We start from the raw sequence: 24747 nt of genomic DNA on the forward strand, positions 1-24747 counted from the left end.
GCCGTACGCCGGCTCGTCCCTCGCGTCCCAGGTCTTTCACGTAAACGTGAAAGACCGGTACTCACCACGGCAGATCTGCCGTGCTCAGCGGGGACTTTCACGTAAACGTGAAAGTCCTGGGACACGAGGGACGAGCCCGGCTGCGGTAGGGGCGGGCTCGCCGAGGGCCCTCAGCGCGTCACGTTGTGCACCGAACTCGGTGCACAGGTCGCCACACTCTGGCCAGGACCGACCCCGTACCTGATCCACCCCGACCCCTCGCTACGGTTTGTCGTGACAAAGCAGTCGTAGCGGAGGAGCGGAACAGTGGTCGGCAGCAACGGGGTCGTACGTGTCGGGATCGTCGGAGCCGGGATCATGGGCGCCGACCACGCGCGGCAGGTGGCGCGGTTCGTGTCGGGGGCCGAGGTGACGCTGCTGGCGGACCCGGACCTGCAGCGCGCCACGGCCGCGGCGGAGGCGGTCGGGAGCGGCGTCCTGGACGACCCGTTCGCGCTCGTCGCCTCGTCGGAGGTCGACGCGGTGGTCATCGCCTCCCCCGACGCGACCCACCCCGCCCTCGTCCGGGCCTGCGTCGAGGCCGGCAAGCCGGTCCTCTGCGAGAAGCCGCTGTCCCCCACGCTCAGCGACTCCGCAGCCCTGCTGAACGACCTCGGCGCGGACGCCGCGCTGGTCTCGCTCGGCTTCATGCGGCGCTTCGACCCCGGCTACACCGAGCTCCGCGCCACGATCGTCGCCGGCGCCCTGGGTGACCCGGTGACCGTGCACAGCACCGGCCGCGGCGTCACGTCCGGACCCGGCGCGACGTCGGAGTCCAGCGTGACGAACTCCGCCGTCCACGACCTCGACATCGTCCCGTGGCTGCTGGGCTCGCCGGTCGTGGAGGTCAGCTGGCACGCGCCGCGGCCGACCTCGGGCGCCGACTTCGCCGACCCGCAGCTGATCCTGCTGCGCACCGCCGACGGCGTCCTCTCGACCGTCGACATCTTCCTGAACGCCCGCTACGGCTACGACGTCCGCTGCGAGGTCGTCGGCGAGACCGGCACGGCGAGCCTGCGTGAACCCGCCCGCACCGAGGTCGACACCACCCTCAGCCGGGGCCTGGCGTACGGCGCCGACTGGCGACCGCGCTTCGCGGAGGCCTACCGCCTCGAGCTGCAGGCCTGGGTCGACTCCCTCGGCGGCGGCGACCGCGGCCCGCTCGCCACGGCGTACGACGGCCTGGTCGCCAGCGCGGTCGCCGACGCCGTCATCAGCTCGATGCACAGCGACGGCGCCCGGGTCCGCGTCGAGGTCCCCCGCGTCGCCGGGGTCGGCGCATGACCTGGCCGACCGCCCTTCCCGCCTCGCGCGTCCCCGACCCGCGGGACGCGCCGGGCCTGCGCTGGGGCGTGATCGGGACCGGCTGGATCGCGGAACGCTTCGTCTCCGCGCTCCAGCGCCTGACGACCCAGGAGGTCGTGGCCGTCGGCAGCCGGACGCTGGGCTCCGCGCAGACCTTCGCGGAGCGGTTCGAGATCGCGCGCGCCCACGGGTCGTACGAGGACCTGGTCGCCGACCCCGAGGTCGACGTCGTCTACGTCGCCACCCCGCACAACCGGCACCGCCCGCACGCGGGCCTCGCGCTGGAGGCGGGCAAGCACGTCCTCGTCGAGAAGCCGATCACCCTGAACGCGACCGAGGCGCAGGAGCTCGCCGACCTGGCGTCCGCCCGAAGCCTCTTCTGCGCGGAGGCGCTCTGGCCGCTGTTCACGCCCAAGTTCGACGTGATCCGGCAGGTGCTCGACGCCGGCGTGCTCGGCGAGATCAGCACGGTGATCGGGAGCTACGGCACCTGGTTCGACGCGGACCACCGCATCCAGCGGCACGACCTCGCCGGCGGGCCGCTGCTCGACCTCGGGACCTACCCCCTCTCCCTCACGGGCTGGGTGCTGGGTGCGCCGGACGAGGTGGTCGCCCGCGGCACCGAGGCCCCGAGCGGCGTGAACGGCCAGGTCAGCGCCCTGCTCGGGTACGCGTCCGGGGCCCGCGGGATCGTTCACACGTCGATCCTGGCGAGCACCCCCGTCCTGCTCGTCATCGCCGGGTCGGAGGCGACGCTGACCATCCCGGACGGCTTCTCCCTCCCGGGCCCGTTCTCGGTGCTGCGCACCGACGGGGAACGCCTCGACTACACCGAGCCCCTGATCGAGTACGACGGTCTCGCCTACCAGGCGGCCGACGTCGCGCGCCGGATCACCGCGGGCGAGCTCGAGACGCCCTACCGACCGCTCCGCGAGTCCGTCGCGACCATGGCGCTGATCGACGAGATCCGCCGTCAGATCGGGCAGGTCTGGGACGAGGAGCGCTGACACGGCCGCCGACGGGGCGCCGTCGGGCGGCGGGGACGTCCTGACCGGTCGGTCACGTCCGAACTTTCCCCGCTCTTCCCGCAACGGCCGGGAGTTCTGTGGATATCTCCCGAAAGATTCGTGGGCTGGCCTTTCCGCTGCTTAGCATGGCGGCGCCTAGGCGTCGTGGAGGACGGGTCAGGCGTGTCTCCCGACGGAAGGACAGGTGCTCGTGGCCGGCGGTTCCGCCCTGCTCAAGAAGCGCCCGCTGCTGCTCGGGGGCCTCGTGCTGCTGGTCGCGCTGGCGATCGCGGTCTCCCTCGCGGTGACCCGGCCGTGGGCCGGCACCAAGGACCGTGACGACGTCGCCGCGCCGGCTCCCGGCGACCGCGTCCTGCAGTCCGTCGACGTGACGATGCAGGGGGACGGCGCCCTCACCCGCGTCGGCGACACCGTCGTCGTCGCCCGTGCCCAGGGCGGCAGGGCCGACACCTACTCCACGACGTACGACCCCACCGCGGTCGTCGACCAGCTCCCGGTGCGCGTGCTCACGGCCTACCAGACCGACCAGGGCTCGGGCACGGACCTGGACGACCTCAAGGGCTACTCGGGCCGCGTCGCGATCCGGCTGACCGTGCAGAACCTGACCGTCCGGTCGCAGGAGATCACGTACGACGTCGCCGGCCGGTCGCAGACAACCACCGCCCTCGTGGGCGCGCCCCTGACCGTCGTCGCCTCCGCCGCCCTGCCCGGCATCGACCCGGCCACCGTCGTCACCGCGCCGGCCGACGCCCCCGCCGACGCCGGCTCGGAGGACGGCAGCACCAACGGGGTGCTGAGCAAGGCTGCGGACGGCGGCACCCAGGTGCAGTGGGCCAGCATCCTCGCGCCGCCGCAGCTCGACCCGACCGCGACGTTCCGGGTCGTCCTCGACGCCAAGGACCTCGTCGTCCCGACCTTCGACGTGAGCGTGCAGCCCGGTCTGGTGACCGACCCGTCGGTCGGCGCCCTGATCGACGCCGCGTTCAACCCGAAGAACTCCGACGAGCTCGCCCTCGAGACGCGCACGATCGCCCTGATCGGCGACGTGAACGACGTCCTCGGCCGGGCCAGCGGCACGATCTCCTCGGTCCGCAAGACCCTGGACGCCTCGTCGAAGACGCTCGGCACCAAGACGGTGCAGTCACTGACCGAGGACACCAAGACGATCAGCACCTCGCTCAAGTCCTCGAGCGACAACATCGACTCCCTCGGGGACGACCTCAAGTCGTCGCTGCAGACGACCCAGTCCTCCACGCTCGAGCGGATGTCCGAGACCGTCTTCGGCCTGCAGGACCTGATCGGCGACACCTCCGCGTCCGAGCCCGCCGTGAAGACGGACGGCGAGGGCTGCGAGACCACCGTCACGGCCGACGGGGCCAAGGGCGGGGTGTACGGGAGCCTGCTCGCCGTGACCGCCCAGCTCGACGGTTACAAGGCGGCGACCGACGCCTGCAAGGAGGCGATCCAGGCCGAGATCACCTCCACCATCGGCCCCGCCGTCCCGGACGCCACCAGCTGCCCGGTGGACGCCGAGACCCCCGCCGTGACCTGCTCCCTCGCCCGCGCCCGGGAGCGCTTCGCCGCCGTCACCGCCTCCATCACGGCGAGCCAGGACGCGTCGAAGGCCCTGGACCTGACGACGCTGAACCCCGTCGAGACCTCGATCGCCAACCTGGGCAAGCAGCTCGGCACGGTGGGTGCCGCGACGGACGCGCTGCTCGACGACGACCCGAAGGACGGCGCCCCGGCGCTGGCCCGGGTCGACGCCGCCCTCGACGACGCCACGACGTCCCTGACGTCCGCCACCGGGACCCTCGGCGACCTGACCGACGCGATCGACGGCGTCCACGGCGAGGCGGTGGCGAACCAGAAGAAGGTCGTCTCCATGCGGGCGCAGAGCGGCGACCTGGCCGCGGCGCTGTGCGACGTCGTCGGGGACGGGACCCAGCCCGGCCGCCTGAGCGCGGCGCAGGCCGAGTCCCTGCGGGCCTACCTCGTCGACGAGGGCTGCGACGGCACGACCGACCTCGACCCGCCCGCCAAGTGGGACACGTCCCTGGCCGACCGGCTGGACGGCCAGGCCGACGCCTGGGCGACGGTCGCCGCGGCGCTCGACACCTCCAGCGACGACCACGCCATCGGTCGCCGGATCACCGACCTCACGGCCCGGCTGGCCGATCTGCGCACCGAGCTGCGCACGGCGTCGTCCGACCTCGACGACAACCGGAAGGTGCTGGCGGAGATCGACCGCGACGTGACGGCCGCGCAGGCGTCGCTGAAGCTCCTCGGGACCAGCGTGGGTGGCGTCCAGGACAGCTACGCGGCCGCGAAGGAGGCGCTGGACGGTGCGCTCGAGCAGGCCGCGGAGCAGGCGGACAAGGCGACGTCCGAGAGCCTCACCGCCGACGCCATCAAGCGGGTGGCCGACCAGGGCCAGACGTCAAGCAAGGAGCTCGGCGTGGCCTTCGACGAGTCGGCCAAGGGGCTGCAGGCCGCCGCCGACAAGCTCCGCGACGGCACAGCGAAGACCCTCAAGCAGCAGCAGGACGACCTCGCCGACCAGGAGAAGGCCGACGAAGCCGAGCTGACCGGCAAGACCAAGGCCGGCCTGACCTCGATCTCGAGCAGCGTCACCTCCGCGACCCGGGACATCGACACGACCCGGACGTCGTTGACCAAGGACCTCAACAACGTGCTCCTCGACCTGGGCAACCCGGAGCAGCCGGGCAAGGGGCTGCTGGGGACGCTGGGCAAGAGCGCCCGCAGCGCCGACTCCGCCGACTACCAGCTGGGGCTGGCGTCGGACAAGACCAGCGCGTACGCCTCGGTCCGCAGCCAGGAGGTCGGCGGGATCATGCTGCGCCAGGCGCAGGCCGAGGCCGCTCTGCAGCGGCAGGCGGAGCTCCCGGCCTTCGCCACCGAGCTGCCGCCCACCACCACGCACCGCACGATCTACCTGTTCCACGTGGGCGGGGACCGTTGAGCCCTCGGCCGGTCCGTACCGCCGCCGCGCTCGCCGGTCTCGGCCTCCTCGCCACGACCGCGTGCAGCGTGAGCCCGCCGCCGACCGGGCTCGCGCAGCCGGTCCCGGTCGAGCTGCGGGCCGAGCTGCCCGGCCAGCTGAACATCGGCGTCGAGGTGACGCTGACCGGCGCACCGGGCGAGGGCGCCGAGTGGCGTGACGCCGCGCAGGGTGCCGTCGTCGCCGCGCGGCGCTTCGCCCTCGGGGGCACGAAGATCACGCTCGTCCCGGTCAACGACCGTGGCACCAGCGACGGAGCCGCCGCGGCCGTGAAGACGCTGGCGGGCCGCGACGTGGCCGCCATCGTCGTGGCGACCACCGGTACGCACGTCGCCGCCGGGCTGGCCGAGGCGGCGGCCGACGAGATCCCGGTCCTCGTGCCGTACGACCTCGGTGCCGCCGGCGCAGAGGGTCAGGTCTGGTCGACGGGACCCGGGCGCCGCGCGACGGACGCGCGGCTCGTGGCCACGATGGCCGACCGCGGCCTCGACGCCGCCCTGCTCGTGGACGAGGGCGGCGGACCGGTCACCGGCCTCACGCCCCGCGAGGAGCTGACGTACGCGGCCGGCGGGGACGCGGCCGCGCTGGCCCGCGGCGTGGCGCGCCGCCAGCGGCAGCTCGACACCCGCGTCGACAGCATCGTCGTGTCGGGCGCGCCCGAGCTGCAGGCCGCCGTCGTGGCCGCGCTGCAGGGCGCCGACGTGGACGTCCCCGTCCTCCTCACCGCGCAGGCGCTGAGCCCGGCCTTCCCGCCGGCGCTGGCCGCGGCGGGCGGCTCGCTCTCGGGCCAGCTGTTCTCGGTCGGGCTGGACGACGGCGACGCCACGGCGCTCGAGGCGACCGGGGCGGGGCGGGCGCTGGCGGCCTACTTCTCCGCCCTCCAGCTCACCGCGTCGGACCCGGGCGCCAAGGACCTGTTCGGGGACCGCCCCTTCGCCGAGGTCGCGTCGGCGGCGGACGTCTCGAGCCACGACGCCGTCGTCGCCGTGGTCCGCGCGGCCGTCGCGGCCAAGAGCACGGACCCCGCCGAGGTCGGCCAGGCCCTGCCCGGGCTCCGGGTCGGCGCGGCCGACGGCGTGGCGGGCCCGGCCCTCGACTTCAGCGGCACGGAGGCGGTCGGGGAGGACGCCGTCGTGCCGCTCGCCTCCACGGCCGTCTCGCCCGGCGTCCGGCCGGCGTCCGACACCCCGTCCCTGTACTGGTTCGAGAGCACGAAGTCCTGATCCCGGTCCCCGTCACCGGGGTGCCGGTTCCTGTCACACCAGACCCCCACACTCCTTAGGGTTGGGTCAGCGACGAACGAGGAGACCCGGTGCACCTGGTGATCGAGGTCGACGGCACCCGCCGCGAGGTCGAGCTCGCGCAGGCGGCCGAGCCGGCCACGCTGGGTGACCTCGTCGAGCACGCCTGCGGGGTGCCGCTGCCGGCGGACGTCCCGCTCTGGGTCGACGACCGCCGCCACGAGGCGGGCGACCTCGTCCGCGACGTCGCCCTCATCGAGGGCAGCCGGATCGGCCGCTCGCCGGCGGAGCAGGCGGTCCCCGTACGCGGGTGGGCCGCATCGCTCTCGGCCGGTCTGGACGCCGGCTGGACGGTGCCCGTGCCCACCGGCCGGCCGCTGCTGATCGGCCGCTCGCCGCAGGCCGACATCACCCTCGACTCGCCCAGCGCGTCGTGGAGCCACGCGACCGTCGAGCACGACGGCGAGGGCCTGCGGGTCCGCGACGGCGGTTCGACGAACGGCACGTTCGTGCGCGGCCAGAAGGTAGAGGACGAGGGCGTCACGGTCGAGGACGGCGACGTGATCGTCTGCGGCGGGTCCGCGATCACGGTCTGGCGCGGCGCCGACGAGGCGCTCGCCCCGGCCCCCGGCACGCTGCACAACCTCACGCACCAGGCGACCGTGCCGTTCAACCGGCCGCCGCGGCCCGGCCTGCCACCCGAGCCCACGCCGTTCGAGCCGCCGACCCGCAAGCCCGAGCCGCCGCCAGCCCGGTTCGGCATCGCCACGATCGTCGCGCCGCTGCTGATGGCCGCGGTGCTCGTGTCGGTGATGCGCGACCTGCGCTTCGCGATCCTCGCCATCCTCAGCCCGGTCCTCGTCCTGGGAACGACGGTCGAGCAGAAGCGCCGCCGCAAGAAGGACATCCAGGAGAACGACGCCACGTTCACCAAGGCCTTCGACGCCTTCAAGACCGAGCTGGTCGAGGCCGGCGACGTCGAACGCGCCCGGCGCCGCGACCTCGCGCCCGACCCCGCCCGTACGCTCCGCCGCGCGGCCCTGCCCACGACGACGCTGTGGCAGCGCCGCGCCGAGGCGCCGGACTTCCTCACGCTGCACGCCGGCGTCGGCAACGTCCCGTGGAAGCCCCCCGTCGACGCCAGCGCGGTCAAGCGGTCCGGCGACGACGTGGCGCAGGTCGTCACCGACGCGGTCCTGCCCGCGGCCCCCGTCGAGGTGGAGCTCACGCACGCCGGCGTGGTCGGCATCGTCGGGGAGCGCGCGAACGCGCTGGCCGTCGCGCGGAGCCTCCTCTGCCAGGCGGCCACGCACTGCGGTCCCGCCGACCTGACGATCGGCGTGTTCTGCGACCCGGGGCGCGAGGAGGAGTGGACGTGGACGGGGTGGCTGCCGCACGTGCGGCGGCTGGGCGACGGTTCGGGGGGCCAGTGGCTCTCCACCGAGCGCTCCCGGAGCGAGTCCATGCTGCGCGCGATGCGGGACGGCATCGAGACGTTCCCGACCCCCGCGGTCCTGCTGCTCCTCGACTCCGACGTCCTCACCGAGGGCCGGGACGCACCGGCCCGCCGCCTCCTCGGCCACGGGCGGCCGATGGAGGGCGGGCTCGTCCAGCAGCGCCCCGAGACCCAGGTGTCCGGCATCGTGATCGCGGCGACGGCCGAGCAGCTCCCGGCCGCCTGCACCACGGTCATCCACGTCGGGCACGACGCGACCGGCAGCGTCAACCGGCCGCTCGACCGCCTCACGATCCCCGACGTGGTCCTGGCCGGCGTCGGCCTCGACGGCGCGCGGACGTGCGCGGCCGACCTCGCCCGGTTCGACGACCCGGAGCTGTCCGTGCCGGGCGCCTCCCTGCCGGCGCTCGTACGCCTGCCCCCGCTGCTCGGCATCGACGAGGTCAACGCCGCCGCCATCCGCCGCAGCTGGTCGTCGTCGACCCGCATCTCGACGCCGCTCGGCGTGGGCGAGGACGGCGTGTTCGGCATCGACCTGGTCCGCGACGGTCCGCACGGCCTCGTCGGCGGCACGACGGGTTCGGGCAAGAGCGAGTTCCTGCGCTCGATGGTCGCGGGGCTCGCCGCCCGCAACGACCCGACGCGGTTGACGTTCATCCTCATCGACTTCAAGGGCGGCGCGGCCTTCAAGACCTGCGAGCGCCTGCCGCACACGATCGGCACGGTCAGCAACCTCGACGAGCAGCTGGCGGACCGGGCGCTCACCGCGCTCGAGGCCGAGCTGCGGTACCGCCAGGAGGTCTTCGCGCGGGCCGGGGAGGGCGTCGACAACCTCGACGCCTACCTCGCCACCCGGCCCGAGGTGCCGATGCCGCGGCTGCTGCTGGTGATCGACGAGTTCGCGATGCTGGCCAAGGACTACCCCGACGTCCTCAAGTCGCTGGTGAGCGTCGCGGCCGTCGGCCGGACCCTCGGGGTCCACATGATCCTGGCGACCCAGCGGCCCGCCGGCGTGGTGAACGAGGACATCCTCGCCAACACCAACCTCCGCGTCGCCCTGCGCGTGCAGAGCCGCGACGACTCGAACAACGTCATCGGCGTGAACGACGCGGCGGCCATCGGCCGCACGCAGTGGGGTCGCGCGTACGTCAAGCTCGGCCAGGACGACATCAGCCCCGTGCAGACGGCGCTCGTCACCGGCCGCGCCGAGAGGCAGACCTCCCAGCTGGTCGACCTGCACCCCGTGCACTTCGGGCACGACGAGCAGCGCGAGACCGGCGCGACGGAGCGGGACGACGAGGCCACCGACCTCGACCTGCTGATCGACGCCATCGTCGAGGCCAACCAGGAGCTCGGCTACGCCGCTCCGCGCCCGGTCTGGCCCGAGCCCCTGGGGACGCGGGTCTCGCTGACCGTCGCCGGCGAGCAGCCGGCCGAGGGCCAGCCCTCCGTCGGGCGGGTCCGCGGCTCGCTGGTCGAGTTCGCCGTCGCCGACGACCCGCGTCGTCAGCTGCAGCTGCCCGTCGGGTGGGACCTCGACCGCGGCAACCTGCTGATCCTCGGGATCCCGGGCAGCGGTACCACGACCACCCTGTCCACCATCGCGCTGACCCTCGCCGACGCGTACGCCCCGGAGGACCTCGACCTGATGGTGCTCGACCTCGGCACGCGTGAGCTCGCCCCGCTGGACGACCTCCCGCACACCGCCGCGTACGTCGGCGCCGGCTCGGGCACCCGCGAGCAGCAGGTGCGGTTCCTCAAGTTCATCCGGGCCGAGCTCGACCGGCGCCGGTCGACGCCGGGGCCGCACCGCAAGATGGTCGTCCTCATCGACGGGCTCGGCGTGCTGAAGGACGAGTACGACGACTTCGAGGGGCTGCGGCTGCTCGACGGGCTCTACCGGGTCTTCTCCGATGGTCCGGACGTCTCGATGTGGACCGCGATCACGACGTCCCGCTCCAAGGCCGTGCCTAGCGCGATCGAGGAGGTCGCGACCCAGCGGTGGCTGTTCCGGCTGGCCGACCCGTACGACTACAGCATCTCCGGAGTGCCGACGAAGCTCGCGCCGCCGCCGATCCCTGGCCGCTGCGTGCTCGCGGAGACCAAGCTGCACGCCCACGTCGCGACGGCGGACGGGACCCTGCCGGAGACGGTCGCCATGATCACCAAGCGCTGGGGTGACGTCGCCCCCAAGCCGCAGGTCGTCGGCCAGCTTCCCACCGCGGTCACCGTCGCCGAGCTCTCGACGCCGGCCCGCCTCGACGCCGAGCCCTGGCACCTGCCGGTCGGCGTCCGCGAGTCCGATCTGGGCGTCGCCGAGCTCGAGGTGTTCGAGGGCGAGCACGTGATGTTCTGCGGGCCGGCGCGGTCCGGCAAGTCGACCCTGCTGCTCGCCGTCGCCGAGCTCGTCGCCGCCCAGGGCGCCACGGTCTGGGGCGTCGGCGGGCGGCGGTCACCGCTCGCTCAGGCCGGCCTCGAGCGGTTCGCCGTCGGCGAGGACGAGGCGACGGCCCTGCTCGCGTCCGCCCGCGTGCACACCGGGCGTCTGGTGCTGCTGGTCGACGACGCCGAGCAGTTCGCGGACAACGACCAGGCCTTCGCCGGCCTCCTTGCCGGGAAGACGACCGACCTCCTGGTCGTGGCCGCCGGACGTTCCGACGACCTGCGCACCATGTACTCGCACTGGACCAAGACGGTTCGCAAGGCCCGTTGCGGGGTGCTGCTGCAGCCGAACGTCGACCTCGACGGCGACCTCCTCGGCGTCACCCTCCCCCGACGCGCCCCCGTCGAGCTCACCCCCGGCCGCGGGTACGTGATGTCGAGCGGTTCGATCGACCTGCTCCAGGCCGTGAGCCCGACTCAGCCGGCGTGAGCGGGGAGCAGGAGGCGGAGATCAGCTCTCCGGTCGCACGCTTGGGTAAGGGGCGCTGCGAGCGCTCGGGTCTGAGCCCGGCAGCTGCACACCGAACCACCAGGGAGCGTGGGTCGTGAGCTCGTTCGGCTCGCCGTCGACCCACAGCAGCTGGTCCTCCAGCGTCACCTCGAGCGCCCCGCCGACGACTCGCACCGCGTCCACCGTCAGCAGGTTGACCCGCTCCAGCGCCGGGAGGAGTCCGTCGTCGTCCTGCCGGAACACCGAGGGGTCAGGAAGCACGCGAAGGGGAGCGTCGACGTACAGCCGGACCTCCCTTCCGGAGGCGTGGTCGGCGAAGGTCAGGAACGGGTGCACCTGCCGGATGCCCACCTCGACCACGTGCCGACCGACGAGCAGGGTCGGGTCGCTCTCCTCTGGTTCCACGCGCCCAGTCTCGGCGCCGTCCCGTGCGGAAGAAGGATCGCTGCGGATCTGACCGCGTCTGCCCGGCCGGATCCGCATCGATGTCGGCTCGCGTCAGCTCCCCCGGGTCGTGATCTCGAACGGGTCGCTGGTCAGGTCGGTGAAGTTGCCGACGCGGGCGCCGATCTGGCAGTCCTGCGCGACCGACTGCGCAACGACGACGAGGCCGTCCTTGGAGACGTCGAGCGCGCCGGAGCACCCGTCCGAGAAGCGGACCCCGCTCGTGCCGCCCGCCACCGCGACGAGCGCCTGGGCCGGCTTGCCCTGGGGCGGGCTCTGGAACAGGGGGTGCAGCTCGTCCGGGCCGCTCGGCCAGACCGGCAGGAGCGAGATGGTGAGGGTTCGGCTGCTGACCGTGCGGGCAGGCCCCTGGACCCGGATGTCGGTGAGGCGCTGGGCCGGGTAGGCGGTGCTCGTCACCTCGGCGTCGCTGGTGGCCCCGTCCGTCGCCTCCCCGGCCGACCTGAGCCACTCCTGCAGGGCCGAGGTCGGGTCGGCACCGCCGAGCGCAAGCGGGACGCTCGCCGTCGCCGTCACGCTGCCCTGCGCAGCGATTGCACCGGGGTCGACCGACCAGGCGCAGGGCGTCTCGATGCCGGTGACGGAGCGGACGTTCGGTCGGGCGGTCCCCTGCTGCCAGCTGACGGCCGGGCAGGCGGAACCAGCCGGGTCGAGGCCGGGCAGGACCTCCAGGAACGGCCCCCGCAGCGGTGCGGCCTGCGCCGAGTAGGTGATGGTGACCTGCGCGGTCGCGCTCGACGGGTCCCAGGTGGCGGAGCGGCTGATACCCAGCCCGGACGGGCGCACCGTGCTCTGCTGCTGCGCCTGGACGGGTGCGGCCGAGGGTTGGGCCACCGGCCCCGACGAACCCGCCGTACGCACGACCCAGAACACGCCGAGCGCCACGAGCACGACGCCCGCGGCGATCAGCGCCAGGGAGCGACGGTCGCGGAGGCGCCAGCGCCGGGTGCCCTCCGAGGTCGACGTCGGCCGGGGCGTCGTCTCCGCCGGAAGCACGGGCATCGCCCGGAGCATCGTGTCCTGGCTCGACGTCCCGAGCTCGGGGAGCGGCTCGGTGGGGGTGTCGGTGGTGCTGGACCCGTCGGTCGTCGTCGCTCCGGCGTCCTCCTCGGCCCCGGCCTTGCCGGTCGTCGGCGGGACGAGCCCTCGAACCTCCGTCGCCGGGCCACCGGCCGACCGGAAGTCCTCGGGCGTGGCCTGCGCGTCGAGCGCCTCGAGCCCGCTGACGCTCGGCGCGAGCCGCCGGAGCAGGGCGGCGGCGACGCGGGCCGTCGGGCGGCGCGCGGGGTCCTTCGCCAGCATCCCGGCGATCGCGTCCCACACGGGGTCGGGGACCGGCAGGCGCGGCGGCTCGCTCGTAACGTGCCGGTGGGCGACCGCGTACCCGGTGCCCGGACCCGCGAAGGGCGTCCGACCGGCCAGCAGCTCGTACAGGAGGATCCCCGCGCCGTACACGTCGGCCGGCAGGTCCCCGCCTCCGGTCACCAGCAGCTCGGGAGCCATGTACTCGGGCGTGCCGATCAGCCCGGAGCTGGTGCCCGTCCGGTCGGCGACCATCTCCGCGATGCCGAAGTCCGACAGCTTGACCGCGCCCGGACCGAGGTACTCCCAGGCCGACGCCAGCAGCACGTTGTCGGGCTTGAGGTCCCGGTGCACGACGTGCCGGTCGTGCGCCGCCGCGAGGCCGTCGAGGACGGACGCGACGACCCGGAACGCGACGGCCGGGCGCAGGGGTCCGCGTTCGCGCAGGGTGTCGCGCAGCGAACCCCCGCCGACGTGCTCCATGACGATCGCGAGCCGGTCGCCCTCGACGACGAGGTCACGGACGGCGACGACGTTCGGGTGCCGGAGGCCGACCAGGATCGACCGTTCCCGGACGAACCGCTCGACGAGCGTCCCGTCCTCGAGGTGCTCGCGGTGCAGGACCTTGGCCGCGACCGTCTCGCCGGTCCGGCGGTCGGTCCCGCGCCACACCTCGCCCGTCGCCCCACGCCCGATGCGCTCGTCGAGCACGTACGAGGCGCCGAGGGCGCTGTCGAAGGCCTCGGGGGGCACGCTCCACCAGCCTCTCGACAGCACCCGTTCAGGACGCGCCAACGGTAACCGGGCCGGAGGTCTCCCGAGCCCGCTCTGCACAGGCCGATCGGGAGCGTCAGCCCTGGTCGGGGCTCTGAACCACCGCGAACCGCTCGAGCATCAGCGCCTCGGCCACGCAGGCGCGCTCGAGATCGTTCAGGTCGAGCGACTCGTTGGCGCCGTGCGGACGGCTGTCGGGGTCGGCGACCGCGGTGACGAGGACCGTCGCGTCCGGGAAGGCGTCACGGAAGGCGGCGACCATCGGGATGCTGCCGCCCTGCCCCAGGAACACGGCGTCGGTCTTCCACGCCTCGCGGAACGCCGCCTGCGCGACCTCGGCGTACGGGCCCTCGAACGGGATCCGCGACGGCTGCCCGGTGTCGCCGCGCGCGACGTCGACGCGGGCTCCCCAGGGCGCGTGCTCGCGGAGGTGCCGTTCCAGGTGCTCGAGGGCCGCGTCGGCATCGTCGCCGGGCGCCACGCGGAGGCTGATCTTGGCCTGCGCGGACGGGATCAGGGTGTTGGACGCCTGGGCGACCGGCGTCGTGCTGAGCGCGATGACGGCCAGCGCGGGCTTGCACCAGAGACGTTCGGCGACGGTTCCGGTGCCGGTCAGGCTGACGCCGTCCAGGAGGCCGGACTCGGCGCGCAACCGGTCCTCGGGGTAGTCGAGGGCGGGCCGCTCGGCCACGCCCAGCCCGGCGACGGCGACGTCCCCGCGCTCGTCGTGCAGGGTCGCCAGCAGGCGGCAGAGCGCGGTGAGCGCGTCGGGCACCGGCCCGCCGAAGCTGCCCGAGTGGATCGCGTGGTCGAGCGTCGAGACGGTGACGACGCAGTCCGCGAGGCCGCGCAGCGACGTGGTGAACGCGGGCGTGCCCACCTCCCAGTTCCCCGAGTCGGCGATCACGAAGACGTCGGCGGCCAGGGCATCGTGCTCCTGCGCGAGGAGGCGCTCGAGGCTCGGCGAACCGATCTCCTCCTCGCCCTCGACGAACACGGTGACCCCGACGGGCGGACGCCCGTCGAACGCCCGGAGCGCGGCGAGGTGCACCGCGAACCCGCCCTTGTCGTCGGCGCTCCCCCGCCCGTGGAGCCGGTCGCCCCGCTCGGTGGCGACGAACGCGGGCGTCACCCAGGCGGCGGGGTCACCCTCGGGCTGGACGTCGTGGTGCGCGTAGAGGCAGACCGTGGGCCGGCCAGCGGGTGCCGGGTAGCGGCCGATGACGGCGGGCATGCCGCCGGCCGCCACGATCCGGACGTCCGGGCAGCCGGCGTCGGTGAGCAGCGCCGCGACCGTCTCCGCCGACCGGTGGACCTGGTCGACGCGGGCGGGGTCCGCGCTGACCGACGCGATGGCGACGAGGTCGGCCAGGTCGGCACGGAGGCGGGGCTGCTGGGCGTGGACGGTGTCGTGGAGGCTCACCGCGGCAGCCTACGAAGACGTCCAACGCCCTCGGCCCGCGAGGGTTGCCACGTGTGCACCGAACTCGATGCACAAGCGGGAGGTCTGCGGACTAGGAGGCGAGGACGGCCGGGATCGTGGCTTCCCAACCGGCGCGGATCTGGGCCAGCGAAAGCTCGAACTGGCCGGCGACGGCGACCGTCGGACCGGACGGGGTCGTCACCGTCCCGAGCCGGGCGAGCGGGATGTCGGCCCCGCCGCACAGCGCGACGAGGTCCTGCTCGAGGTCCGGCGACAGCGAGACGAGCACGCGGCCCGTGCTCTCCGAGAAGAGCGCGACGAACGGGTCCGCCCCCTCGGGCAGCGTGACCTCCACCCCGTGGTCGCGGCGCAGGCAGGACTCCACGAGCGCCTGGGCGAGGCCGCCGTCGGAGAGGTCGTGCGCGCTGCGCAGGAGGCCGTCGCGGCTGGCGCGGACCAGCACCTGCGCGAGGCGCTGCTCGTGGAGGAGGTCGACCCGCGGCGGGAGCCCGCCGAGGTGGTCGTGGACGACGTCGGCCCAGGCGGAGCCGTCGAGCTCGTCGCGGGTCTCGCCGAGCAGGTAGACCGCGTCCCCCTCGGCCGCGAAGCCGACCGGCGTCCGCCGGGTCACGTCCTCGATGACGCCCATCACCCCGACGACCGGCGTCGGCAGGATCGGGGTCGTGCCCGTCTGGTTGTAGAAGCTGACGTTGCCGCCGGTCACGGGCGTGCCGAGGGTCTGGCAGGCGGCGACGAGCCCGTCGATCGCCTGCGTGAACTGCCACATGATCGCCGGGTCCTCCGGCGAGCCGAAGTTCAGGCAGTCGGTGATCGCGACCGGCTCAGCGCCGCTGCAGGCGACGTTCCGGTAGGCCTCGGCCAGGGCGAGCTGCGCGCCGGCGTACGGGTCGAGCAGGGCGAAGCGGCCGTTGCAGTCCGTCGCGAGCGCCACGCCGAGACCGGTCTCCTCGTCGATGCGCAGCATCCCGGCGTCCTCGGGCTGCGCGAGGACGGAGTTGCCACGGACGTACCGGTCGAACTGGTCGGTGACCCACGACTTGTCGCAGAGGTTCGGGGAGGAGGTCAGGCGCAGCAACGTCTCGGCGAGCTCGTCCCCGGTGCCGGGACGCGCGAGGGAGTCCGAGCCGTTCGCCTGGACCTCGTCCTGCCAGTCGGGGCGGGCGTACGGGCGGTGGTAGACGGGCCCCTCGTGCGCGACGGTGCGCGGGTCGACGTCGACCACGGTCTCGCCGTGCCAGTCGATGATCAGCCGGTCGTCCTCGGTGACCTCGCCGACGACGGTGGCGAGCACGTCCCACTTGCGGCAGATCGCCATGAAGGCGTCGACGTCGCCGGGCTCGACGACGGCCATCATGCGTTCCTGCGACTCGCTCATGAGGATCTCCTCGGGGCTGAGCGAGGGGTCGCGCAGCGGCACGAGGTCGAGCTCGACGTGCATGCCGCCGTCGCCCGCCGCAGCCAGCTCGGAGGTGGCGCAGGAGATGCCCGCGGCGCCGAAGTCCTGGATGCCCGTGACGATCCCGGCGGCGAAGAGCTCGAGCGTGCACTCAATGAGGAGCTTCTCCATGAACGGGTCGCCCACCTGCACGGCCGGCCGCTTCGACGGCTTCGTCGCGTCGAACGTCTCGCTCGCGAGGATCGAGGCCCCGCCGATGCCGTCCCCGCCCGTCGCCGCGCCGTACATGATCACCTGGTTGCCCGCGCCGGTCGCCTTGGCGACGTGCAGGTCCTCGTGGCGCAGGACGCCCACGCAGAGCGCGTTGACCAGCGGGTTGCCGAGGTAGGTCCGGTCGAAGACGACCTCACCGCCGATGTTCGGCAGGCCGAGGCAGTTGCCGTAGCCGCCGACGCCCGCGACGATCCCCGGCAGCACGCGCGCCGTGTCGGGCTCGTGCAGCGGGCCGAAGCGCAGCGGGTCCATGATCCCGATCGGGCGCGCACCCATGGCGAGGATGTCGCGGACGATGCCGCCGACCCCGGTAGCCGCCCCCTGGTAGGGCTCCACGTAGCTCGGGTGGTTGTGCGACTCGGCCTTGAACGTGACCGCGTAGCCCTGGCCGATGTCGACGACGCCCGCGTTCTCACCGATGCCGGCGAGCAGGTGGCTCCCGTTCGGCGTCGTGTCGGGCACCTCGCCGAAGCGGCGCAGGTGCACCTTCGAGGACTTGTACGAGCAGTGCTCCGACCACATCACCGAGTACATCGCCAGCTCGGCGCCGGTCGGCCGGCGCCCGAGGATGGTGGTGATGCGGCCGTACTCGTCGGCGGTGAGCCCCAGCTCCGACCACGGCTGGGCCTGGTCGGGGGTGCGGGCAGCGTTCTGGACCGTGTCGACCACGGCCTCACCGTACCGGTCGGTTATCCACAGGAACCTGCGCTCACGTGGCGTGAACTCGGTAACGTGTCCATCCTGACCGGGGGGTTGTCGGATGACGCGCAAGGTGGCGGGGCGGTGGTTCGTCGTGTCCGCCTGCCTGGCGACGCTCCTGGGCAGCGCCTGCACCCCCGCCGACCCGCCCGCCCCGCCGGCCACGAGCAGCGCCCCGACGCCCACCGAGAACGCCCAGGAACGCGAGGAACGCCTCGCCTACGCAGCCGCGGAGACCAGTTACCGGGAGTTCCGCGCGGAGTTCTACCGGGTGCTGGGGGCCGGAGGCTCCAAGTCGGCCACGACCAAGATGAAGGCGACGGCGGCCGGGCCCTACTTGAAGTACTTCACAGAACTTGCGCAGGCCTACCGCGGTGAAGGAGTGCACTCCACCGGCACCGAGCGCACCGGGTACGTGCGGCCCGAGGGCTACTCGGCCGACAGTCTGCTTCTGGACGTCTGCGAAGACAGCACCAGCGTCAGAGACTTCGACCGTCAGGGCAAGCAGACCGGAAAAGGAGAAATCCGCACTGCTCGCGTTGAAGTGCGGAAGATCGATGGCGTTTGGCGGGTCTGGGATGGCACCGGGAAGAAGGCCTCATCGTGCGAGTGAAGAGGGTCTTTGCGGGGTTGGTCGCAACGACTGCGTTAGCGACCATGCCGACTCAAGCTCAAGCCGTCGATGGCCTTGGAACCGATAGCCAGGGAGCCACGCTCTCGGCACACAGCCATCACAACAAGAAGGGCACAGGAGGGCGCAAGGCCGAGGGCTCGAAGCGTTCTGCTCCCGTAAGCAAGCAACAGCGCTTGGCCACTAGCAATCGCCCGACGAGCGACTACCTCGCGTACACCACCCAACGGAACTCGTACGACGTCTGCTCGAGCGCGGGGCTGACGTTCTGCACGGTGCCAAGCGACCTGACGGGGACGATCAGCCCGGTGCAGCAGGGTCAGCTCGCGGGCGTGCCGCAGATCAGCCCGCAGGAGGCGGCGTACGCGGCCGTCGCGCAGCTGCGCCTGACGCCGCCGGAGCCGGTCATCGGCCCCTCGCCGGAGGTCAACGAGTGGAAGATCGCGGCGGTGGGCTACCCGTACTGGTTGTGGGCGGAGGGTGACCTCGACCCCGCGCCGGTGTCGACGACGGTCGCGGACCTGACGGTGAGGCTGGACGCGCACCTGGAGAGCACGTCGTTCGACCTCGGCGACGGGACCCGCCTGACGTGCACCGACCTCACGGCCCGGTGGACCCCGGCCGTGGAACCCGCCGCTCCGTCACCGGCCTGCGGCCACACCTACGAGAAGCCGTCGCTACCTGGGGGCGACTACACGATCACGGCCACCAGCACCTGGGCGGTCGACTGGTCGGTCAACGGCGTCGGCGGCACGATCCCGCTGACCCAGCAGGCGTCGACCACGCTCCCCGTCGGCGAGCTCCAGGTCCTCACGCACTGAGCCAAGGCCCAAGAAAGAACAACGGGGAGGATCCGGCACCACAGAGGTGCACGATCCTCCCCGTTGTCGGAGAAGCGTGATCAGACGGTCGGCAGGACGAGGTCGGCGTAGACCATGTTGTGGTCGGAGTTGCGCGCCGGGTCGGACTGCTTGACGACCTGCGTGAACCGGTTCGCCCCGGGTGCCCCGTAGACGAGGATCTGGTCGACGCGGCGGGCGTAGCCCTGCGGGTCGGCCTTCAGGACCTTGTCGAAGTGGTTGAGGCTCGGCAGCTCGAGGTTGACCTGCTGCACAGCCCCGGCGGCGTCGTAGAAGCCCTGCTCGACGAGGAAGTCGTGCGGGCCGTTGCCGCCCTTGTCGGCCTGGCTGGCGTTGAAGTCACCGGCCACGATGACGGGCTCGTCGACCTGGCGGATCGAGTTCATGTTGGCCCAGATGGTGGCGGCCTGCAGGCGGCGGAGGTCGTTGAGCCGGCTCTCCGTCGCGCGGTTGTCGCTGTGCCGGTAGTCGAGGTGCGCCGACACGACGAGGAACCGCTTGCCGGTGGCCAGGTCCGCGAACTCGGCGTACGCGGCGCTCCGCTTCCACGTCGGCGCGTCGTCGGGGAGGACGGGCAGGTCGAAGCTGCAGGAGACCGAGTAGTCGATCATCCTGCCGTTGACCAGCGTCGCGTCCGGGCAGGGCGTGAGCAGCTGGTAGCGCGTCGCGTCGTAGAGGATCCGCGCGGCCTGGCTGCCGTGCGGGGTCCCCGGCGGGTTGTAGACCGTGCTCCGCGTGATCGTGTAGCGGGCCATCGTCGGGTCGGCCTTGATCAGGGCCGCCTGCAGGCTCTCGGTCTGGCGCAGCGCGCCGAACCGCCCGGGGCTGGCCTCCTGGATCGCGACGATCCCGGCCTTGGAGGCCAGGATGTCGGCCGCGACACCCGAGGCCCGCTGGGCCCAGTCGCGCTTGTCCGCACCGTCGTACTTGGCGCTGCGGATGTTGTAGCTGGCGATGCGGAGGGGCACGCCGACCGTGGGCGCCGGCAGGGCCCGCGCGGTGGTGGCCACGAGGGCCGAGGCCTTGCCCTTGCGGGAGCCGTGCTTGGTGACGTCGACGGCGACCACGCGGATGTAGAGGTGGTTGCCGGTGGCCGGGGCTGCGCCGGCCTTGGCGACGGACTTCGCGCTGAGGGTGGTCGAGCGCTTGGAGCCGCTGACCGTGAACGACTGCGCGCCGCGCCCGTCGTTCGAGGAGCCGAACGGGGTCAGCGCGGTCTCGATGCGGAACTTGTCGGTGCGGGAGCCGCTGGCCTTCCAGCTCACCTTGATCTGGCCGACGGCCGCGCCCGGGCTGGCCACCACGCTCTTCACGGAACCGGGCTTGCCGGCGGCCGAGGCCGACGTCGGCAGGACCGCCGAGAAGACGGCGACGAGCGCGGCCATCGCCACCGCACCCCGGACTGCAATACGCACTTGTGCTCCCTGCTGGCGGGCGCTCGCGCACCACGGCTCGACGACGCCCCCGATCGCCTCGCCAAGGTTAAGCCCTCGGGTGCCGTCGCTGCAGGGGTCCGGCCGAACTCGATCCGCGCGACCTCGCCCGCAGCTGGGCCGCCCAGAGGCAGCCGACGGCGGTGGTGGCCACGGCGGTGGCCGGCTGCCAGACGCCGATGCCGCCGTCGTTCACGAGGGTGCCGACGACGGCCACGAGCAGGATCGCCACGAGCGTCGCCCGCAGCGTCGTGAACCCCGGGCTGAGCCGCGGCACGGCCCACCGGAACATGACGAACCACAGCGCGACGCCGACGAGGATCGAGCCGACGCCCAGCGGGGAGGCGATGGTCTCGTACGAGGCGACGGCCTTGCGGCTCACGACGTCGAGGGCGTCGCCGTCGATGACGCGCTGGACGAAGTTCCCGAGGTGGCTGCGCCGGTCCGGCCCCCGCGCCCAGTCCGCGAGCGAGATCGCCGCGACGGCGACCACCGCGGCCGCGCCGACCAGGAGCAGCCGCAGCCAGGTGATGCGGACCCCCGACAGCGTCAGGCAGAGCCAGAGCACCGCCGGCACCAGCCCGATCACGCCGCCGAAGTCGCTGCCCATCGAGGGCCAGCCCTCGCAGACCACGGCGCCGAGGCCGATCGCCGCCACCGCGACGACCGCCGCCCGGCGTCGGTCGCGCAGCAGGAACCGGTGCGCCACCCAGCCGGCGAGCACCAGGACGGCGCCGGCGTACGCGGCGAAGGTCACGTTCCCGAAGCCGTACCAGCGCAGGCCGTAGACGGGGCGGGAGTTGAGGAGCGAGCCGGGTTCCATCGGGCCGCCGAGCGCCGCGTCGACGGTGAAGGCGACGACCGAGATCAGCGCGCCGGCCACGGGCGGCGGCAGCGACGTGCGGCGCGAGACCGCGACGGCCAGGAGGGTGAGCACGCCGATCACGCCCCAGACCGTGAGGCCGACGGCGAGCCCGGGCGACGAAGAGCGTGCCCACGGGACCGCGCCGGTCAGCATCATCCCGGCCAGCAGCACGGAACCGAGCGTCAGCACGCCCTCGGGCAGGATCCACCGACGCCGGAAGGCGCCGACCAGCGCGACCAGGGCCAGCAGGGTGCCGCCGGCCGCGAGGAAGAGGTAGCCCGTGACCGACGCGTCGGAGAGCGCGGCGACCTCGCGGTTCTGCCCGTCGATCGCCGCGACCGAGAGGTCCGAGGGGTAGACCGCGAGCGGCGAGCCGTCGATGGTCGCCACGGCGGCCGCCGAACCGCGCCCCGCGTCGACCAGCTCGCGCGTGAGGTCGGTGAGCGTGACGATGCCCTCGCGGCGGGTGCTGGCGGAGGTGACGAAGCCGGGCAGCGTCGTGCCGATCCGGTAGAAGGCGCCGAGGCCGGGGTCGTCGGAACCGGCGGCCGGCCCGACCCCGCTGACGAACAGCGTCACGTCGTCGCGCGCCGCCAGGGCCGCGACCACCTGGTCCGAGGCGGCGCCCGCGTCGACGACCGTCACCGGGCACGTGAGCTTCTCCCCGCCGGCCACGAAGGCCTCGGGCGTCACGTACGCGGCGACCGTCCCGTCGGGGCGGGCGGCGGCGAGGGCCGCTCCGGGCCCGACCGCGGCGACGCAGCCCGGTACCGACCCGGCCAGGGTGCCCAGCCGGGCGTCACCGCGCCGGGCGGCGGCCGTGGCGAGCCGCGCGTCCCAGTCGACCACCGTGGCCCCGGTGCCCTGGACGGTGACGGCCGGGTCGCACAGGTCCCCGACGGCAGCCCGCCGGCCGGCGCCGAGCGTGGTCCAGCCGGCCGCCGCGCACGCGCCGACGTAGCGCGGACGGGTCGAGACGACGCCGGCCTGGGCGTCGTCGAGGTGGGCGGCCAGGACCGTACGGTCGGCGTCGGTCAGCTGGAACCGGCCCGGCACGCCGACCAGCACCACGTGCTCGGTGAAGACCGCGCTCTCGGTGGGTTCCGGGGCGAGCGCGTGCACGCCGCGCAGCAGCGCGAAGACGACGGCCGCGAGGACCAGCAGCGCGACGACCCGACCGCGCCGGGGCAGGCGTACGCGGACGGGTTCAGGCGCCTGACGCGCTCTCGGCCGGTTGCCCATGGGCTGCGGACCGGCGCTCAGACGCGCGTGGCCAGGAAGTCCAGCACGCTCGCGAAGATCGGCCGCCCGTCGAGCGAGGGGCCGGTGAGGGCGTCCACGTTGTGCTCGGGGTGCGGCATCATCCCGACGACGTTGCCGCGCTCGTTGGCGATGCCGGCGATGTCGTTCAGCGAGCCGTTCGGGTTGCCGCCGGTGTAGCGGAACACGACCCGGCCCTCGCCCTCGAGCCGCTCGAGGGTGTCGGCGTCGGCGACGAACCCGCCCTCGCCGTTCTTGAGCACGATGGTGATCTCCTGGCCGACCTCGAGCCGGCTGGACCACGCCGTCCGGTCGGACTCGACGCGGAGCCCCTGGTCGCGGCAGACGAAGGTACGGACGTCGTTGCGGATCAGCGCGCCCGGCAGCAGGTGCGCCTCGCAGAGGATCTGGAAGCCGTTGCAGATGCCCAGCACGGGCATCCCCGCCCCGGCGGCGCGGACGACCTCGTCCATGACGGGCGCGAAGCGGGCGATCGCGCCGCAGCGCAGGTAGTCGCCGTACGAGAACCCGCCGGGCAGCACGACCGCGTCGACGCCGTCGAGGCTGTCGCTGCCGTGCCACAGCGGCAGGGCCTCGGCGCCGGACAGCCGGATCGCCCGCAGGGCGTCCGTGTCGTCGAGCGACCCCGGGAAGGTGACGACCCCGACCCGCGCCGCCATCAGACGGTCTCCTCGTTCAGGTGGTCGATCGTGTGGCCCGGGTGATCGGTGCCGCCGAGCGAGGTCGGCGCGTCGGCGTCGACCGTGCCCTCGACGTCGGTCTCGACGCGGACGTCGTACGTCTCGATGACCGTGTTCGCCAGCAGGGTGCTCGCCGCGCGGTCGATGTCGGCCAGCCGCTCGGGGGTGACCTCCCCGTCGACCTCGATCTCGAACCGCTTGCCCTGGCGCACGGCGATGCCGGAGAAGCCGAGCCGCCCGAGCGCCCCGGTCACCGCCTTGCCCTGCGGGTCCAGGATCTCGGGCTTGGGCATGACGTCGACCACCACACGTGCCATGGGGGTGAGTCTAGGGAGTGAGCCGCCCTGCCTGGAACGACGAACGCCCCCTGAGCCTGTCGAAGGGCCCGGAACGGGTCGGCTTCCGAGGAAGAGAAGCCGACCTCTCCGAGGCCCTTCGACAAGCTCAGGGGGCGTACCTCGGGACATGCGCCCTAGGCGCCCTTCACGTTCACGAGCTGGCGGAGCGTGTGGCGGACCGTCACCAGGTCGGCGGCGTCGGCCATGACCTGGTCGATGTCCTTGTACGCCCCCGGGATCTCGTCGACGAACGCCTCCGTGTCCCGGAACTCGATCCCGACCATCGCCGCGCGCAGGTCCTCGACGCTGAACCGCTTGCGCGCCGCCGACCGCGAGAACGCCCGGCCGGCCCCGTGCGGCGACGAGCTCAGCGACACCGGGTTGCCGAGCCCCTCGACCACGTAGCTGGCCGTCCCCATCGAGCCCGGGATCAGGCCGGGCTGCCCGGGTCGGGCCTCGATGGCCCCCTTGCGCGACACCCAGACGTCACGCCCGAAGTGCCGCTCCTGCTCGGTGAAGTTGTGGTGGCAGTTGATCCGCTCCTGCTCCTCCACCGGCGTACCCGTCCAGTCGGCGACGCACCGGACGACCCGGTCCATCATCTCCTCGCGGTTGAGCAGGGCGAAGTGCTGCGCCCACCGCAGCTCGCGCACGTACGCCGCGAACTCCTCGGTGCCCTCGACCAGGTAGGCCAGGTCGGGGTCGGCGAGCGGGATCCACCACTGCGTGGCCAGGGCCTGGGCGACCTTGACGTGGTGCGAGGCGATCCGGTTGCCCACCCCGCGCGACCCCGAGTGCAGGAACAGCCACACGCGGTCCTGCTCGTCGGCGCTGACCTCGATGAAGTGGTTCCCCGAGCCCAGCGACCCCAGCTGCAGGTCCCAGTGGCTCCCGTAGCGCTCCGGGTCGACGCCCGTCTCCTCGGCGAGGGCGACGAGCTCGGCGACCCGCGGCTCCGCGGTCTCGCGCACCTTCCGGTTGCTGTGACCCGCCGACAGCGGCACGGAGCGCTCGATCGACTTCCGCACGACCGACCGGTCCGCCGGCAGCTCGGACACGTGCAGCTGCGTGCGGACCGCGATCATGCCGCAGCCGATGTCGACGCCGACCGCGGCCGGCATGAGGGCCCCGAGCGTGGGGATCACCGAACCGACGGTCGCCCCACGGCCGAGGTGCGCGTCGGGCATCAGCGCGACGTGCGGGAAGACGAAGGGCATCCGGGAGGTCCGCTCCGCCTGCTCGCGCGTGCTCGCCTCCAGGATCGATGCCCAGCTCCACAGCTTGTCCTCGAGCTTCTCCACGTCCCTGCCTCCGTCTCTCCT

Annotated in this window: 15 protein-coding genes and 1 pseudogene; 7 read left to right on the plus strand and 9 right to left on the minus strand. The window is 73.3% G+C overall.

Annotated features, from left to right (window positions below):
* Positions 1-306: 306 nt before the first annotated feature.
* The 5 genes from ABD665_RS09370 to ABD665_RS09390 all read left to right on the plus strand — a co-directional run bounded on the left by ABD665_RS09370 (position 307) and on the right by ABD665_RS09390 (position 10963).
* Positions 307-1323, plus strand: a complete 1017-nt coding sequence (locus ABD665_RS09370; RefSeq protein WP_344742049.1) for a Gfo/Idh/MocA family oxidoreductase — start codon at positions 307-309, stop codon at positions 1321-1323.
* Complete coding sequence (locus tag ABD665_RS09375; protein ID WP_204910897.1) at positions 1320-2351, plus strand: Gfo/Idh/MocA family oxidoreductase; 1032 nt, start codon at positions 1320-1322, stop codon at positions 2349-2351. Before ABD665_RS09370 ends, ABD665_RS09375 begins: the two co-directional genes overlap by 4 nt.
* Before the next feature lie 211 nt (positions 2352-2562).
* Positions 2563-5355 carry a hypothetical protein gene (locus ABD665_RS09380; RefSeq protein ID WP_204910896.1) on the plus strand — a complete coding sequence of 931 codons (2793 nt, stop codon included), beginning with the start codon at positions 2563-2565 and terminating at the stop codon, positions 5353-5355.
* On the plus strand, positions 5352-6617 hold the full coding sequence (locus ABD665_RS09385) for an ABC transporter substrate-binding protein (protein ID WP_204910895.1): 1266 nt from the start codon (positions 5352-5354) through the stop codon (positions 6615-6617). The genes ABD665_RS09380 and ABD665_RS09385 overlap by 4 nt, the downstream gene beginning before the upstream one ends.
* 89 nt (positions 6618-6706) lie before the next feature.
* Positions 6707-10963 (plus strand): FtsK/SpoIIIE domain-containing protein, encoded by a 4257-nt coding sequence (locus ABD665_RS09390; protein WP_204910894.1) that lies wholly within the window; start codon positions 6707-6709, stop codon positions 10961-10963.
* Between the two features lie 21 nt (positions 10964-10984).
* Here the strand turns inward: ABD665_RS09390 and ABD665_RS09395 are convergent, their stop codons facing one another.
* The 4 genes from ABD665_RS09395 to purL form a co-directional block, all read right to left on the minus strand.
* Entirely contained in the window at positions 10985-11467 is a 483-nt protein-coding gene (locus tag ABD665_RS09395) for a hypothetical protein (RefSeq protein ID WP_204910893.1), read from the minus strand.
* A 15-nt stretch (positions 11468-11482) separates the two neighbouring features.
* A complete protein-coding gene (locus ABD665_RS09400) occupies positions 11483-13504 on the minus strand; it encodes a protein kinase domain-containing protein (RefSeq protein ID WP_204910892.1) in 2022 nt (673 codons plus the stop codon).
* 97 nt (positions 13505-13601) lie between these two features.
* Entirely contained in the window at positions 13602-14948 is a 1347-nt protein-coding gene (locus ABD665_RS09405) for a M20/M25/M40 family metallo-hydrolase (RefSeq protein WP_204910891.1), read from the minus strand.
* A gap of 91 nt (positions 14949-15039) precedes the next feature.
* Entirely contained in the window at positions 15040-17307 is a 2268-nt protein-coding gene (gene purL, locus ABD665_RS09410; RefSeq protein ID WP_204910890.1) for a phosphoribosylformylglycinamidine synthase subunit PurL, read from the minus strand.
* Between the two features lie 91 nt (positions 17308-17398).
* Here purL and ABD665_RS09415 point away from each other — a divergent pair, with 91 nt between their 5' ends.
* Together ABD665_RS09415 and ABD665_RS09420 are read left to right on the plus strand one after the other, a co-directional pair.
* Positions 17399-17950 (plus strand): hypothetical protein, encoded by a 552-nt coding sequence (locus ABD665_RS09415; RefSeq protein WP_204910889.1) that lies wholly within the window; start codon positions 17399-17401, stop codon positions 17948-17950.
* A gap of 194 nt (positions 17951-18144) precedes the next feature.
* Positions 18145-18789, plus strand: a complete 645-nt coding sequence (locus ABD665_RS09420) for a hypothetical protein (protein ID WP_204910888.1) — start codon at positions 18145-18147, stop codon at positions 18787-18789.
* Positions 18790-18869: 80 nt separating this feature from the next.
* On the opposite strand, the gene ABD665_RS09425 is transcribed toward ABD665_RS09420, so the two are convergent.
* The 5 genes and pseudogenes from ABD665_RS09425 to ABD665_RS09445 form a co-directional block, all read right to left on the minus strand.
* Complete coding sequence (locus tag ABD665_RS09425; protein ID WP_204910887.1) at positions 18870-20243, minus strand: endonuclease/exonuclease/phosphatase family protein; 1374 nt, start codon at positions 20241-20243, stop codon at positions 18870-18872.
* A gap of 67 nt (positions 20244-20310) precedes the next feature.
* Positions 20311-22368, minus strand: a complete 2058-nt coding sequence (locus ABD665_RS09430) for a hypothetical protein (RefSeq protein ID WP_204910886.1) — start codon at positions 22366-22368, stop codon at positions 20311-20313.
* Between the two features lie 17 nt (positions 22369-22385).
* Entirely contained in the window at positions 22386-23066 is a 681-nt protein-coding gene (gene purQ, locus ABD665_RS09435) for a phosphoribosylformylglycinamidine synthase subunit PurQ (RefSeq protein WP_204910885.1), read from the minus strand.
* Between the two features lie 101 nt (positions 23067-23167).
* Positions 23168-23404 (minus strand): annotated as a pseudogene (gene purS, locus ABD665_RS09440) (phosphoribosylformylglycinamidine synthase subunit PurS); the annotation flags it as partial.
* 155 nt (positions 23405-23559) lie between these two features.
* On the minus strand, positions 23560-24726 hold the full coding sequence (locus tag ABD665_RS09445; protein ID WP_204910883.1) for an RtcB family protein: 1167 nt from the start codon (positions 24724-24726) through the stop codon (positions 23560-23562).
* Positions 24727-24747: the final 21 nt, after the last annotated feature.

The sequence above is a fragment of the Microlunatus spumicola genome, assembly GCF_039536445.1.
In the GTDB taxonomy this organism is placed as follows: Bacteria; Actinomycetota; Actinomycetes; order Propionibacteriales; family Propionibacteriaceae; genus Microlunatus; species Microlunatus spumicola.

Coding starts and splice junctions, on each gene's coding strand:
- ABD665_RS09375 (WP_204910897.1), top strand. CDS start 1,320: ATGACCTGGCCGACCGCCCTTCCCGCCTCGCGCGTCCCCGACCCGCGG.
- ABD665_RS09395 (WP_204910893.1), bottom strand. CDS start 11,467: ATGCGGATCCGGCCGGGCAGACGCGGTCAGATCCGCAGCGATCCTTCT.
- ABD665_RS09415 (WP_204910889.1), top strand. CDS start 17,399: ATGACGCGCAAGGTGGCGGGGCGGTGGTTCGTCGTGTCCGCCTGCCTG.
- ABD665_RS09430 (WP_204910886.1), bottom strand. CDS start 22,368: ATGGGCAACCGGCCGAGAGCGCGTCAGGCGCCTGAACCCGTCCGCGTA.
- purQ (WP_204910885.1), bottom strand. CDS start 23,066: ATGGCGGCGCGGGTCGGGGTCGTCACCTTCCCGGGGTCGCTCGACGAC.